Origin of the sequence: Simiduia litorea (assembly GCF_042853465.1) — a bacterium.
Classification (GTDB): Bacteria; Pseudomonadota; Gammaproteobacteria; order Pseudomonadales; family Cellvibrionaceae; genus Simiduia; species Simiduia litorea.
The window spans coordinates 3,283,960-3,298,430 of sequence record NZ_AP031497.1; the positions used below are offsets into that span (position 1 = coordinate 3,283,960).

Here is a 14,471-nt window from a genome sequence, read left to right on the forward strand (position 1 = left end):
CTAGTTGCGAATTTGACCCGTGCCAAACACTATCCATTTTTGCGAGGTCAAACCTTCCAGCCCCACCGGCCCACGAGCGTGTAATTTATCAGTAGAAATACCGATTTCAGCACCTAACCCGTACTCAAAACCATCGGCAAAACGGCTTGAAGCATTGACCATAACCGAGCTCGAATCCACTTGGCGCAAGAACCTGTGCGCGCGGGAATAATCTTCGGTGACGATGACTTCCGTATGGCGCGAGGTGTACTGTTCAATATGATCCATCGCCTGATCCATGTCCTCAACCACGCGAATAGACAGTACTGGCGCCAGATACTCTGTACCCCAATCCTCCTCGGTGGCCACCTTGGCATCGATCACGGCCCGGGTCTTTTCGCAACCGCGCAATTCCACACCTTTGGCCGCGTAAGCCTCGGCTAGGCGCGGCAGTATTTCGAAGGCAACACCCTCTGCCACTAGCAAGGTTTCCATGGCATTGCACACACCGTAGCGATGGGTCTTGGCGTTCAAGGCGATATTAAAGGCCATATCCAAATCGGCGCGATCGTCGATATACACATGGCAGATGCCATCTAAATGCTTTAGCACGGGCACAGTGGCATCGCGGCTGATACGCTCAATTAAGCCCTTGCCACCGCGCGGCACTATCACATCAACACATTCACTCAGGGTAATAAGCTCGCCCACCGCGGCACGGTCGGCGGTTTCGATGACCTGCACACAGCTCGCTGGCAAGCCCGCCTTCTCTAGGCCCTTAGCAATACAGGTGGCAATGGCTTGATTGGAGTGAAAGGCCTCGCTGCCGCCGCGTAAAATGGTGGCATTGCCTGACTTTAAGCACAGACTTGCGGCATCGATCGTCACATTCGGGCGGCTCTCATAAATAATACCGATCACACCTAAGGGCACGCGCATCTTACCCAGTTGGATGCCCGATGGGCGAAAACACATATCCGATATCTCGCCACAGGGGTCTGGCAAAGCCGCTACTTGGCGCAAGCCCTCAATCATGCCCGCGACGCCGGCGGGGGTAATAGCCAAGCGATCGAGCATAGCGGCATCTAAGCCGTTGGCCTTACCGGCGGCGAGATCCTTTTGGTTTTCTTGGCACAAATAAGCTTCTGATGCCGCCATGGCATCGGCAATGGCCAAGAGTGCGGCATTCTTCGTGGCAGTATCGGCACCCACCAATTGACGGCTGGCTGCACGGGCCTGTTTACCCAAGGTGTGCATGTACGCTTTTATATCCATCAATCTGTCACCTAAATTTCGCAGGGCGCGCATTATACCGGCATTTCGGCCACAGGCGGGGCACTTGATCAAAATAAAATCAAAAGTGCGGCCAAGAAGGGACTAAATCAACAATTATTCGCGACTCAAACGATCCAAGGTCGCCGCCAACCAGCTTAGGCGCTCTTGTTCGCTTAGGCACAAGGCCTTCTGCCGCTCCGCCGCAGACACGGGTAACAGCTGTAACAACTGCCACCCGAGGGCCGCGGCCGTGTCGGCGGCAGGCAAATTGAGTTCGGCAATACCAGGATGGGACTTAAATTGATCTAACACCTCGGTTAACCCATCCCAATGCGCTGACAACACCGATGTGTCGCCCAGTTCATCGGGGCTAGCAGCCTCGCCAACGCGATGGCAAGCGCCGATAATTAACCCGCTTTCCTCCACCCGGTGCGCCTCAATGTGCACCACCTCAATACCCTCGACAGTAATGCCCAAGAGGCCATCGGGCAGCTGATCCCAATCGACAATAGCGACGCTCACCGCGAGCGGGAAAAAGTCGCCACCGGCCTGCGCTTGCGCTATCGCGAAACCTTCACTTTTACGCATCTGGCGGCTGATCATATCGAGATAACGGCGCTCGAAAATGCGCATGGGGAAGCGAATGCCTGGCAAGGGCATCTGACCTAACGGAAAGATCGGTAACTCAAACACAGCCCATTAATCCCGAGCTGGGCCCGCAGCTGCTGGGCCGAAGGGTTTAAACATAAGAATCAATTGCGGCAACAGCGTCAGCGCCGCCAAAATCGCCGCCAACATCGCCAAAGCGGTCAACAGACCAAAGTAAACCGACGGGATAAAGTTGGACAAGGCCAGAATGGAAAAGCCGAGGGTAATGATGACCGAGGTGTAGAACATGGCGCGGCCAATCGATGCATGGGCGCGGTGCATAGCCGGCAAGTACTGTCGATCTATCTCGAACTCGCGCCTAAAGCGATGAATATAGTGGATGGTATCGTCCACTCCGATACCCACAACAATGGCGGCAATGGTAATGGTCATCATATCGAGCGGGATATTCGCCAAACCCATCACCCCCAGCACCACAGAGGCAGCTAGAATATTCGGTAAAATACCAATCAGCGCCAGCAAGACATTGCGAAACAGCAAACTCATCATCAAGGCGATACCTAAAAACACCACACCCAAAGTGACAATCTGCGAGTGAAACAAGCTTTGCAGCATATTGTTATACAGCACCAAAACGCCCGAAAAACTAACTTGCTCCGACTTAAAACCTAAGTCATTTTGGGTTGCATATCGGCGAATTTTTTCCACCAAGGCCGCACGCTGCAGGTTCGGGTCATTTTCCTTGACCCGCAAGGTAATGCGGGCCTGATTATTTTCCACCGACAAATAAGGTGCCACCAGCAGGTCGCGAATATTGTCCGGCAACGATTGACGTAACACCGCCAACTCAAAGTCATTTAATGGGGCGCCGTTCACATCCCTAGCGACCTTGTAAGCCGTGGCTAGCGACTGAACCTTACCCACTTCGGGTAAAGATTCGAGGTAGTCGTGTAAAAACTCAATTTGCGCCAAGCCGGCACTGGTAAACCAATAACTTTCGCGGGGGGCGGCGGCAGGGTTTTGCTCAGAAAACGGATCGACCTCGCCAAAGGGATCGGCCTCAAGCACGGGCTCCGGGGCATCGAAGGGGTCTTGTACGTCAAAGGCATCAACTTCGTTAAACGGATCGTCATTCGAGGTGTTTAACTCGACCGATTCCGGTAAGCCATCGAGCAGAATATCGAGGCTAACGGTGCCGCCGAGAGCGTCATCAATTACCGTCATGCCTTGATAGATCTCAGTGCTCGGCCGAAAGTAATCAATAAACCTGTTTTCAACTTTTAACTGGCTGATACCAAGCGCACTCAAGCCAGCCACCGCCAGCGATAACACCAGCACAGTGCCGCCAAAGCGCTCGGTAAAACGCGAAAAACGCAGCGTAATAGCAGAGCTACCGTCGTTATCCTGTTTCGGCCTAAGCGCCGCAGGGCTCACCAACATCAGCCCTGCAGGAATAATCAAAAAAGATAAAACCACGGCGACAGTTAATCCAATCACCATCATCCAGCCGAAATCCATCACCGGCCGAATATTGCTCACCACCAACGAGGCAAAGGCAACCATGGTGGTTAAGGCGGTATAGATCACGGGCTTAAACATAAACTGAACCGTTTCTTGCACCAGCTGGGCTTGATCCCAATCCGGCTGCGCCACGGCCAACTCTCGGTAGCGCACGATTAAGTGGATGGTAATGGCCAAACCGATGATCAACAGCAAGGCGACAAAATTGGAGGAAATCACCGTCAGGCGCCAGTCGATCCAACTCAGCCACCCTAACACCATCACCACGGATGACACTGCGGTTAATACCGGTAACAACACAAACACCCAATGCCGGAAAATAACCGTCATCAGCACCAGAATAAACAGCAGAATGGCGGCACCGAAAACCACCAAGTCGCTCTTAATGAAACTGATCATGTCAGCGGTGATCATGGTGACACCGCCCAGATAAATTTGCGCGCGGTCTTTATAGCCGGCCACAATAGCCCGCACTGACTCTACCCGAGCCGTAGCCGCTTCAGCAGCAGCGGTGCGATAAGCCAAAAACTCTGCGCTAGTCGCCGCTAATTGCGCCTTTTCTTCGACACTTAGACGTGTGGTTTTTGCCCGCGCACGCAAACCATCGCGCTCGCGCACCAAGGCGATGTAGGTTTCATCAACGGCTAGATTAAGCAAAAGCGCTGTGGTTTGCCCATCGGGGCCAAGCAACATGTCTCGATAGATAGGGCTCTCGAGAAACTCGCGCTTGGCGGCAGTCCGATCGACGTCTGGGCTGAGTAAGTTTTTTGGCTCACTCAACTCGCTCATGGTGATAACAGGGCTATAGAGCAAGGGCACCGTCAGAATACTATTGATGCCGATGACACCCTCAACCCCCGCTAAATCCGCTTGCAGGCTTTGCAGCAAGGCGAGGGATTGATCGGAGAAAAGATCCTGCTCTGGCTTGAAGGTAACGACTAAAAAGTCACCCGACTGATAGCGCTTGCTAACTTCGCGAAAGTAGTCAACCGCAACATCATTCTCCAAGGTCAAAGAATCAGCCGACGCATCCAGCTTAAAATTCGGTAAACCAAGGGATAATGCCAGCAATGTCAATGCGACGAGAGCCAACGCCAGCACCGGACGACCGATTACTAAGCGGCGGTAGGATCTATAGAGTGTTTGCTTCATGTCGTTCGAACTGTCGATGGCCTTCCTTGTGCCACGCATTATGGGGCTTGGCCGATTAAATTAAAACTGCCGTTTAAATCAGCCATTAATACGCTACAGGTGTGCGAATGGATGTTTATGCCCCTCTATGTGGGGTCGAGTCGGCAAACTACAAGCGCATCAGGCGCACTATTTCACCGGATAAGCCATTAAATCGCCGCTGGGAACAGTCATCGCCTTGCCTAACTCGCGTACACTGATGCTAACTTCGCGCGAGAGGATGAGCACAAAAGCTCTTTTCAGTTATAATCCCCCTTTAACGGCCTCAGTTATCGGCGTCCTTCGAACCACACAGTTACGGCTCTGAATGTACAAAATCCAATTAAAAAGCCAAACCGGTGAGCCCCATTGGATCGCCGAAAAAAATATCGCGCTCGGCTCAGCTGACGACTGCACGATTATTGTACCCAGCGCCGAAGCCCATCACGCCCGCATTATCAGCCAGAACAATCACGCCATCTTGCGCGACAATCGCAGCCAAACCGGCACCTTTATCAACGGTCAACGGATCACTGAAAAAGAAATTTTTCCTGGCGATGTCATTCGAATTGGCAAAGAGGAGCTGGTGATTCTAGGCCCTGGCGACTCGCTAAAAATGAATGCCGTCAGCCAAGATCACCTCGCCAATCGCTGGTGTTTGGTCAGTAACAGTAGCTGGCTCGCCGGTCAGGAATTTGTCATCACCCTTGGCGTGTCCGCCATCGGGCGCGGCGCGCAATGTGAAATCGTCATTCCCGGCACTCACTTATCGCGTCAACACGCCGAGTTTGAACTGCACGAAGGCCAACTGAGAATACGTGATTTAGGCTCGGCCAACGGTACTTTCGTCAATGAAAATCGCATTGAAGCCAATCAACCCATTCGGCTGGTACCAGGCGATAGGCTGCGCTTCGACGTCTACAGCTTTCAGGTCGTAGGCCCTGGCATGACCACCGGCAGCACGCGGCTACGCCAACCGCTATCCGAAACCCAACCGATCAACCGCAAAGCCGTGAGCAGCGACCAAAAAGCGTGGAAAACCAAGCCCACCTCGCCCGGCAATCGGGAAGAACCGGTGCATAACACCAAAGGCCCCATCGCGGCAGCCGTGGTGTTTCTGGTCATTACCGTTGCGGCGGGCTTGTATATCGCCTTCCATCTATAAAAGCTCAAGCCTTGGCGCAGACATAACTGACGAGGACAGACGGTGTACTGCAACTTACGCAAACGCCCGCAATACGACTGAGGCACTCACTATTCACCATGCCAACCACCATTAAACACACGCTCAGCCGCGGCGTCGTCCTCGATGCCGCGAGTTTAGGCCCACAGGATTTAAACCTCGAGCCACTGCTGTCAACACTGCCCAACTGGCAAGTGTTCGACGCCACGACGCCCGACGCCGTCATGGCACGGGTCGCCGGTAACGAGCTCATCATCACCAACAAAGTGGTCATTAATGCCGACATTATCGCGGCCAACCCACAGCTCAAATTAATCTGCGTTGCCGCCACCGGCACCAACAATGTCGACCTTAAGGCAGCCAAAGCGCAGGGTATTACCGTGTGTAATGTGGTCAACTATGGGCCCAATTCAGTGGCCCAACACGCATTAATGCTAATGCTCAATTTGGCCACCAATGCCCAGCGCTATGGCGCCTCGGTACGTAACGGGGACTGGAGCCGAAGCCCCTTCTTTTGCCTGCTGGACCACCCCATTATTGAATTGGCAGGTAAAAATCTCGGCATCATTGGCTACGGTGTTTTAGGTCAACAGCTCGCCCAACTCGGCCGCGCCCTAGGGATGAAGCCGTTGATTAGTGCGCGCCCAGGCCAGCCAGTAACGCCCGCCGGCAGGGTTAGCTTTGAACAGGTTTTGGCACAATCCGATGTGCTGTCTTTGCACTGTCCGCTGACGCCGGCAACGGAAAAAATGATTGATAGCCAAGCGCTGGCGCAAATGAAATCCAGCGCCTTTTTGATCAATTGCGCGCGCGGCGGCTTAATTGATGAACCCGCCCTCGCCACAGCGCTGCGCACGGGCAAGCTCGCCGGCGCCGGTTTAGATGTGCTCAGCCAAGAGCCGCCGCCAGAGGATCACCCACTGCTGGCCGCCGACATCCCAAATTTACTACTAACGCCACACACGGCGTGGGCCAGCCGTGAAGCTAGGCAAAATCTAGTGGATATCATGACCAACAACATTGCTTGTTTTATCGCCGGCACGCCGCAGAACTGCGTTTAGGTATTTACCTTGGCTGAGCAACAGGTAACACTCACTAAGCGAATTAGCCCGTAGAAAACTGCTAAAAATCTAGCCTACCGCCAACACTAACGCGGTGACATTGTCATCGGCGCCCTTTCGTTTAGCCGTATCGATGAGTAAACGTGCCACAGCACCATTTTCACCACCCGCGTCTAAACAACGCTTCCAGTCCTGCGCAGTTAATACATTGGAGACACCGTCGCTGCAAAATACATAGCGATCTCTGGCCTGAGTTTTATGCACAGCGAGGGAAAAATCGAACGCCTGCTTAGCACCGAGTGCGCGCGTCAACACGTGCTTGCTCGACGACACACCAGCCTCCTCGCCCAAAGTCACATCCTCCAAATAGGTATGGTCTCTGGTCAGCCGCGACAGTTCACCGGCGCGCCAGCGATAACAACGAGAGTCGCCTACATGCAGCAGCGCCAACTGATCTTGCCAAGCAAACCCACAGACCAAGGTTGTGCCCATCCGCGCCAGTTCGGGCTGCTTGCGCTGTTCTTCTTGCAAACGGGTCTGCACCGCTCGGGCGCTCGCCAATAAGTGTTCGGCCACCGTCTCCGTATTGGCATCTTTAGCCTGAGGCAACCAAGGCTGTAAATGGTAAAGAAATACTTCGAGCGCGAGCGTGCTAGCCACTTCACCGCCGGAGTAACCGCCCATGCCATCGGCCACCAAGGCCAAGGCCCAGCGCCGATCGGTATCGAGCAACCAATCGACTGCATCTTCATTGTGCTCGCGGCCGCCCCTGTCGGTGTGTCCGGCGATGGCCAGTTTATTCATACCTCGTCCTTCATTGTGTGCCCGAGTCGCACTGAAAATGAGCGCGCATTAAGAAACCGACTCAGCCGCACGCAACTGCGCAACCAGCTTCTGATGAATACCGCCAAATCCGCCGTTACTCATAATGACAATATGGCTGCCCTGCAGACGATTTGCCACTAATTGCTGTACTAACGTATCAACATCACTTGCGACACTGGCGGGCTTTGCCGATGCCGCAGCCACATCGCTCAGGGCCCAATCGGCACCGGCCGGCTGAAACCACACCACCTCGTCGGCCGCCTGAGCGGCGGCAGCGAGCACCGCTTTGTGCACCCCCATGCGCATGGTGTTGGAGCGCGGCTCTATCACCGCAATAATAGGCTGTTCGCCAACCTGCGCGCGCAATCCCGCCAGCGTCGTTTCAATTGCCGTAGGATGATGAGCGAAGTCATCGTACACCTTCACGCCCGCCACCTCGGCCAACAAATCCATCCGACGCTTTACCCCAGAAAACTCATTCAACGCCGCCACCGCTGTTTCTGGCCTGACCCCCACATGGTGTGCGGCGGCAATCGCCGACAGCGCATTGCTAACATTGTGCGCACCTGTGTGACCCCAATTGACCGCGCCGGCGCTGACGCCCGCGCAGCTGACCGAGAAATGCGAGCCATCGTCGTTAAGTAACCGAGATTGCCAATAAGCCGTCGGAACTTGTTCGCTGCCGGTACTCTGCTGCTCGCTCCAGCAACCCATCGCCAGTACCCGCTGTAAATTTTCGTCGAGCGCAGGGCTGATAATCCGACCATTACCCGGCACTGTGCGCACGAGATGGTGAAACTGGCGCTCTATCGCCGCCAAATCGGGAAAGATATCGGCGTGATCAAACTCTAAATTATTTAGCACACAGGTGCGGGCTCGGTAGTGAACAAACTTGGAGCGCTTGTCGAAGAAGGCACTGTCGTATTCATCGGCCTCCACCACGAAAAATGGCGTGTCACCTAAACGCGCCGACACGCCAAAATTTTTCGGCACACCACCAATTAAAAACCCCGGCGCCATGCCGGCATATTCGAGAATCCACGCGAGCATGGCACTGGTGGTGGTTTTGCCGTGGGTGCCAGCAACGGCGAGTACCCAGCGCTCATCCAACAAGTGATCACGCAAAAATTGTGGCCCGGAGGTAAAGGGTATTTGAGTTTCTAACAGCGCCTCCACCAGCGGATTGCCACGGGACATGGCATTACCCACCACAACCAAATCTGGCGCGGGGCTCAGTTGCGCGGGATCAAAGCCCTGAATTAACTCGATACCGGCCTGCCGAAGTTGATCGCTCATGGGCGGGTAGACATTGGCATCGCAGCCAGTCACGCGCAGGCCTTTGGCCTTGGCCAACTGCGCAAGGGAACCCATAAAGGTGCCACAAATACCTAAGATATGAATGTGCATGACAGAATTGTGCCTTACTGCTGTTTTGGCGCAGCTTAACATGGGGCAATGAACTAACCTATGGAAGGTCGGCTGATTCTAGCGCTGTCGAAACGGCTGAAACCAGACCAACAAGGCCAGCAAAATCAACCCTGTTAAGCCAAAATTCACCTGCATTCTGAGGGCGATTCCAGTATCATGCGCGACCTTAAAAGGCGGCATCGCAATACACCAGATCGCCATTACGATCGCACAGACGATCTCATACAACTAGCGACGAGACGAGTAACCCATGGCTAAAATGAATGCGTTTTACGCGCAATCAGGTGGAGTAACGGCAGTAATTAATGCCAGCGCCTGCGGTGTGATAGAAACAGCACGCCAACACAAAGACAAAATCGGCAAGGTGTACGCCGGCCACAACGGCATCATCGGCGCCCTGCGCGAAGAACTGATCGATACCAGCAAAGAAACCCCAAGCACCATTGCTGCATTGCGCCACACGCCCTCGGGCGCCTTTGGCTCCTGCCGGTATAAATTGAAAAGCCTCGAGCAAAACCGCGCCGAATACGAGCGCTTAATCGAAGTGTTTAAAGCCCACAACATCGGCTACTTCTTCTACAACGGCGGCGGCGATTCAGCCGACACTTGCTTAAAGGTTTCGCAATTATCGAAAACTCTGGGCTACCCCATTCAAGCCATCCACATTCCCAAAACCGTCGACAACGATTTGCCTTTTACCGACAACTGCCCCGGCTTCGGCTCAGTGGCCAAGTATGTGGCCGTATCGATTAAAGAGGCCGGTTTGGATGTGGCATCTATGTGCGACTCGTCCACCAAAGTCTTTATCTTAGAAGTGATGGGCCGGCACGCCGGATGGATTGCCGCCGCCGGTGGTTTAGCCGCCGAGCAGGAAGGCGACTCGCCCCACATCATTTTGTTTCCAGAAATCGCCTTCGACAAAGCCAAGTTTTTGAAGCGCGTGGACGAGTGTGTGAAAAAGTTTGGCTTCTGCGCCATCGTGGCCTCGGAAGGCGCGCAATATGCCGACGGCAGTTTCTTAGCCGACTCTGGCACTGTTGATGCCTTTGGCCATAAACAACTCGGTGGCGTTGCCCCCACACTGGCCACCATGGTGCGCCAAGAACTGGGCCTAAAATACCACTGGGCGCTGGCAGATTATTTACAGCGCGCCGCGCGTCACATCGCCTCAGGCACCGATGTAGAGCAAGCTTATGCCGTGGGTAAAGCCGCTGTTGAGATGGCTGTTGCAGGTAAAAGCGGTGTGATGCCCGCGATCATTCGCGGCAAGGGTAAACGCTATAGCTGGAGCATTGGCGAAGCACCGCTGGATCAAGTGGCCAACGTCGAACGCAAAATGCCGCGCTCTTTCATTAGTAAAGATGGCTTTAGCATTACCGAAGAAGCCCGCGATTATCTGCTGCCGCTCATTCAAGGCGAAGACAACCCACCGTATAAAAACGGACTACCGGTTTACGCGCGCTTGAAAAAAGTGAAAGTCGAAAAGAAACTGAGCACCGCGTTTAAAGTTTAAAAAAAAGCTCACAGTAAAAGATGTTTACGGGGCCGGCTAGCCGGCCAACAGGAAGGGCTACAAGCTGCAAGACTGGGCCCGCCCCCTGCAAACGATGATGACTCAAAAATTAGGCCCGCAAGGGCCTTTTTTCATTTTATTGCAGGACCAGCCAGCTACGCCTAGCGACTACGATTATTTTTTCTCCCCCCATAAAACGTCCAATCGTTTATCCCGGCCACAACCGTGCCGGTAATATTTATAGCGCAACGGGTTGCGCAAGTAATAATCTTGGTGATAGTCCTCGGCAGGGTAAAACTCAGTTGCTACTTCTAGGGTTGTGGCCACGGGCAAACCTAAGGTTTTACTCACCTGCGCTTTAGTCTGTTGCGCAAGAGCAAGCTCGCGTTCATTGCTGTAGAAGATAGCAGACCGATACTGACTACCCTTATCACAAAACTGCCCCTTGGCATCGAGCGGGTCGATATTGCGCCAGAAGATCGCCAGCAGCGCTTCATAACTGACTTTATCCGGATCGTAACTAATTTGCACCGCCTCGGCATGTCCGGTGATGCCCGCCGACACTTGTTCGTAGGTAGGGTTAGCGCGCTGCCCGCCGATATAACCAGACACGGTTTTACTCACCCCGTCGACTTCATCAAAAGGTTTTTCCATACACCAAAAACAACCGCCGGCAAAAATCGCCACTGCCGTTTCCTGCGCCTTTGCGCCCACGACCACAGCCATCAACATCACACATACACCAACACGCGCCAACATAGACTCACTCCTGAACGCTGTTTTATCTAAGGGTTTGATTACGGGGCTCGGAAATTGTTACGGCGGGATAATGCTTAGAGCGCTGCAAGCTACAAGGCGGCAACCGCCCCCGACAAGCAAGATGATGCGGGTAAAACACGATCAAGAGACAAACGACTTTAAAACATCTACTAAATAAAAAAGGGGCGATATGCGCCCCCTTTAAAACTGCACACTAAACGCCCAGGTTGCTAAGCCAACAGCGGTGCAATCACCAAGCTTACAATCGCCATCACGTTGATGAGAATATTCATCGCCGGCCCTGAGGTATCTTTAAAGGGATCGCCCACTGTGTCGCCCACCACAACAGCCTTGTGCACATCGGAACCCTTGCCGCCAAAGTTACCCTTCTCCACGTACTTCTTGGCGTTATCCCAAGCCCCACCGGCGTTAGCCATGGTTAACGCTAACAACACACAGGAAATCAGCGCGCCGCCCAACATGCCGCCAAGCACCTGCGGCCCCAACACGAAGCCAACCACCACGGGCGAGGCCACCGCCAACACGCCGGGCAGAATCATCTTGCGCAGCGCCGCTTGGGTGGCAATATCCACACAGCGATCGCTGTCCGGCTTAGCCGTGCCCTCCATGAGCCCAGGAATTTCTTTAAACTGGCGACGAATCTCTTTGATCATATCGAAGGCGGCATCGCCCACCGCACGCATGGTGATGGCCGACACCAGAAAGGGAAACAAGCCTCCAATAAACATACCGGTTAGCACCCGCGGGTCGTCCAAGCGCAGAGCAAAGCCCGGCACGTGGCGCTCAACCGTGGCGATAAAGGCGGCAATAATGGCAAGCGCCGCGAGACCGGCGGCGCCAATGGCAAAGCCTTTACCTATAGCCGCCGTGGTGTTGCCCACTTCGTCTAAACCGTCGGTGATTTTGCGCGTCTCCTCGCCTAAGCCGGCCATCTCAGCGATGCCGCCGGCATTATCGGCTACTGGGCCATAGGCATCGATGGCCATGGTGATACCCACAGTGGACAACATACCCACGGCGGCCATACCGACACCGTATACGCCACAGCCGTCGGGAAGCACCGCTGCAGTAGCAAAGATAATCCCCGCTATCACCAACACCGGCACCACCACCGATTCCATGCCCGTAGCCAAACCAGAAATCATCACCGTGGCAGGCCCAGTTTCACCACCCTTGGCAATAAGGCGTACCGGTTTGCCGCCAGTGTAATACTCGGTGACCAAGCCGATAAAAATACCGCCTAGAGCACCAAACATCACACACCACCAAACGGCAGCGCTAATACCCTGCCAGCGCAAGAGAAAATAGGCCGCGCCAATGAGAATCAAGGTGGCGCCTATGGTACCGGAACGCAGCGCCATGGCCGGCGCATTAGCCGACATCATCCTGACAATCACTATGCCTAAAATGGAGCAAATCAAGCCCACCGAAGCCAGCGCCAAAGGTGCAAACATCAGCGCCTCGCGATCCGGTGCCAGTTGCTGCCATTGGATCATGGTCATGGTCGCGGCGATGGCGATGGTGGCGATAATTGAGCCGCAATAGGACTCGAAAATATCCGAGCCCATACCAGCCACATCGCCAACATTGTCGCCGACGTTATCGGCAATGACACCTGGGTTTCTCGGGTCATCTTCGGGAATCCCAGCTTCAATTTTACCTACCAAATCGGCGCCCACATCGGCACTCTTGGTAAATATGCCGCCGCCCACACGGGAAAATAATGCAACGGTGGATGCCCCCATACCGAAGCCATGAATGGCATCCGCGTGGGCTGGGTCGCCACCAAACCAGAGATACAAGACACCTAAACCGAGTAAACCCATCGCTGCCACGGCCAAGCCCATCACCGAACCACCGTAAAAGGCCACATTCAGCGCCGAGGCAGCGCCTTCATTCTTTGCTGCCACTGTAGTCCGCACATTAGCTTTGGTGGCCGTGTGCATACCGATAAGACCGGCGGTAGCAGAACACAGAGCCCCCACCACAAAAGCCACTGGCGTGCGCCAACCGCCAAAGCCTATAGCTAATAAAATGGTCACTACCAGTAGAAACAAACCTAAGATGGAATACTCACGGCGCATAAAAACCATGGCGCCCTTGTGAATCAATGCGGCAATTTCAGCAACCTGCCCCTCCCCTGCAGGATACGAAACAATAATACGGTAAATTATAAATGCGACGACTAATCCAGCCAGCCCAAATAGGGGCGGCAACAGCAGGATATCCATAGAAAACCCTCGTAATTGTTATAGTTGGGGCCTTACCTGGTACATCTACTTCTACATTCACACATCGACATTTTATCGCCCGACAATCAGCAGCTTGCTGTACATCCCAATGTAAGTGGCCGATTGTCGGGGTACACCGGATTGCTCTCAGGTAACTCGGCCACTAGGGCACATAGTAGGGCAGTCCCTCAGCGCCAGCAAATGACTTAGGTTGTTTTATCGACAGCGTTTAAGCAGCGCCTAGGCTGTGGTAGACTTTGCGCCCCAAATTTTAGCTTCCAAGTGGAATGTGTTATGAGCCTGCATCTGGTGCCCTCTGGCAAGAACCTGCCCGACGATCTAAACGTCATCATTGAAATACCCCTCAACGGCGACCCCATCAAATATGAAGTGGACAAAGACTCTGGCGCGATTTTCGTAGACCGGATGTTAGGCACGGCCATGCACTACCCCTGCAACTACGGCTACGTACCCCATACACTGTGTGGCGATGGTGACCCTGTCGATGTACTGGTGATCATGCCCCTAGCCTTAATTCCAGGCTCCGTGGTGCGCTGCCGCCCCATCGGCGTGCTGAAAATGACTGACGAATCTGGCGAAGATGCGAAAATTGTTGCCGTGCCACACGACAAAATCACCCCGCTCTACCAAGGTGTAGAATCGGTGCGCGATCTGCCGGAAATCACCCTGAATCAAATTGCGCACTTCTTCGAGCACTACAAAGACTTAGAGAAGGGCAAATGGGTCAAGATCGAAGGCTGGGGCGGCCCAGAGGAAGCCCGCAAAGAGATCATGGAATCGGTCCAGCGCTACGAAGAACTGCCCGAGAAGCCACGCTTCTAATCATCGGTAGAGAGAAGCCTCGCTTCTAACATCGGTAGCGTGAAGCCACCCGT

General features: G+C 54.1%; 11 protein-coding genes. 4 read left to right on the forward strand and 7 right to left on the reverse strand.

Annotation, left to right across the window (positions count from 1 at the left end; all coding sequences use genetic code 11):
* From ACGHTT_RS14550 to ACGHTT_RS14560, 3 genes are all read right to left on the reverse strand, one after another.
* Positions 1 to 1,254 carry a glutamate-5-semialdehyde dehydrogenase gene (locus ACGHTT_RS14550; RefSeq protein ID WP_390591559.1) on the reverse strand — a complete coding sequence of 418 codons (1,254 nt, stop codon included), beginning with the start codon at positions 1,252 to 1,254 and terminating at the stop codon, positions 1 to 3.
* Between the two features lie 114 nt (positions 1,255 to 1,368).
* The gene (locus ACGHTT_RS14555) at positions 1,369 to 1,947 is read right to left on the reverse strand and encodes an LON peptidase substrate-binding domain-containing protein (protein ID WP_390591561.1); all 579 of its coding nucleotides are present in this window, start codon (positions 1,945 to 1,947) and stop codon (positions 1,369 to 1,371) included.
* A gap of 6 nt (positions 1,948 to 1,953) precedes the next feature.
* Positions 1,954 to 4,536 (reverse strand): RND family transporter, encoded by a 2,583-nt coding sequence (locus ACGHTT_RS14560; RefSeq protein ID WP_390595061.1) that lies wholly within the window; start codon positions 4,534 to 4,536, stop codon positions 1,954 to 1,956.
* Between the two features lie 346 nt (positions 4,537 to 4,882).
* Here ACGHTT_RS14560 and ACGHTT_RS14565 point away from each other — a divergent pair, with 346 nt between their 5' ends.
* Positions 4,883 to 5,719 carry an FHA domain-containing protein gene (locus ACGHTT_RS14565; protein WP_390591562.1) on the forward strand — a complete coding sequence of 279 codons (837 nt, stop codon included), beginning with the start codon at positions 4,883 to 4,885 and terminating at the stop codon, positions 5,717 to 5,719.
* Between the two features lie 98 nt (positions 5,720 to 5,817).
* Complete coding sequence (locus ACGHTT_RS14570; protein WP_390591563.1) at positions 5,818 to 6,798, forward strand: D-2-hydroxyacid dehydrogenase; 981 nt, start codon at positions 5,818 to 5,820, stop codon at positions 6,796 to 6,798.
* A gap of 69 nt (positions 6,799 to 6,867) precedes the next feature.
* Here ACGHTT_RS14570 and ACGHTT_RS14575 read toward each other — a convergent pair whose 3' ends face one another.
* The gene (locus ACGHTT_RS14575; RefSeq protein ID WP_390591564.1) at positions 6,868 to 7,602 is read right to left on the reverse strand and encodes a PP2C family protein-serine/threonine phosphatase; all 735 of its coding nucleotides are present in this window, start codon (positions 7,600 to 7,602) and stop codon (positions 6,868 to 6,870) included.
* A 48-nt stretch (positions 7,603 to 7,650) separates the two neighbouring features.
* Positions 7,651 to 9,030, reverse strand: coding sequence for a UDP-N-acetylmuramate:L-alanyl-gamma-D-glutamyl-meso-diaminopimelate ligase (gene mpl, locus ACGHTT_RS14580; RefSeq protein WP_390591565.1), 1,380 nt, complete (start codon positions 9,028 to 9,030; stop codon positions 7,651 to 7,653).
* 271 nt (positions 9,031 to 9,301) lie between these two features.
* On the opposite strand from mpl, the gene ACGHTT_RS14585 reads away from it, so the two are divergent.
* A complete protein-coding gene (locus ACGHTT_RS14585) occupies positions 9,302 to 10,564 on the forward strand; it encodes a 6-phosphofructokinase (RefSeq protein ID WP_390591566.1) in 1,263 nt (420 codons plus the stop codon).
* Positions 10,565 to 10,738: 174 nt separating this feature from the next.
* Here ACGHTT_RS14585 and msrA read toward each other — a convergent pair whose 3' ends face one another.
* The gene (gene msrA, locus ACGHTT_RS14590) at positions 10,739 to 11,323 is read right to left on the reverse strand and encodes a peptide-methionine (S)-S-oxide reductase MsrA (protein WP_390591567.1); all 585 of its coding nucleotides are present in this window, start codon (positions 11,321 to 11,323) and stop codon (positions 10,739 to 10,741) included.
* Positions 11,324 to 11,553: 230 nt separating this feature from the next.
* Positions 11,554 to 13,575 (reverse strand): sodium-translocating pyrophosphatase, encoded by a 2,022-nt coding sequence (locus ACGHTT_RS14595; RefSeq protein ID WP_390591569.1) that lies wholly within the window; start codon positions 13,573 to 13,575, stop codon positions 11,554 to 11,556.
* Positions 13,576 to 13,869: 294 nt separating this feature from the next.
* Here ACGHTT_RS14595 and ppa point away from each other — a divergent pair, with 294 nt between their 5' ends.
* Positions 13,870 to 14,418 carry an inorganic diphosphatase gene (gene ppa / locus ACGHTT_RS14600; RefSeq protein WP_390591570.1) on the forward strand — a complete coding sequence of 183 codons (549 nt, stop codon included), beginning with the start codon at positions 13,870 to 13,872 and terminating at the stop codon, positions 14,416 to 14,418.
* Positions 14,419 to 14,471 lie beyond the last annotated feature (53 nt).

Bases quoted from the DNA above. Each gene is read 5' to 3' on its own strand.
- ACGHTT_RS14560 (WP_390595061.1), bottom strand. From the start codon at position 4,536: ATGAAGCAAACACTCTATAGATCCTACCGCCGCTTAGTAATCGGTCGT.
- ACGHTT_RS14575 (WP_390591564.1), bottom strand. From the start codon at position 7,602: ATGAATAAACTGGCCATCGCCGGACACACCGACAGGGGCGGCCGCGAG.
- ACGHTT_RS14585 (WP_390591566.1), top strand. From the start codon at position 9,302: ATGGCTAAAATGAATGCGTTTTACGCGCAATCAGGTGGAGTAACGGCA.
- ACGHTT_RS14550 (WP_390591559.1), bottom strand. From the start codon at position 1,254: ATGGATATAAAAGCGTACATGCACACCTTGGGTAAACAGGCCCGTGCA.
- ppa (WP_390591570.1), top strand. From the start codon at position 13,870: ATGAGCCTGCATCTGGTGCCCTCTGGCAAGAACCTGCCCGACGATCTA.
- mpl (WP_390591565.1), bottom strand. From the start codon at position 9,030: ATGCACATTCATATCTTAGGTATTTGTGGCACCTTTATGGGTTCCCTT.
- ACGHTT_RS14595 (WP_390591569.1), bottom strand. From the start codon at position 13,575: ATGGATATCCTGCTGTTGCCGCCCCTATTTGGGCTGGCTGGATTAGTC.
- ACGHTT_RS14565 (WP_390591562.1), top strand. From the start codon at position 4,883: ATGTACAAAATCCAATTAAAAAGCCAAACCGGTGAGCCCCATTGGATC.
- ACGHTT_RS14570 (WP_390591563.1), top strand. From the start codon at position 5,818: ATGCCAACCACCATTAAACACACGCTCAGCCGCGGCGTCGTCCTCGAT.
- msrA (WP_390591567.1), bottom strand. From the start codon at position 11,323: ATGTTGGCGCGTGTTGGTGTATGTGTGATGTTGATGGCTGTGGTCGTG.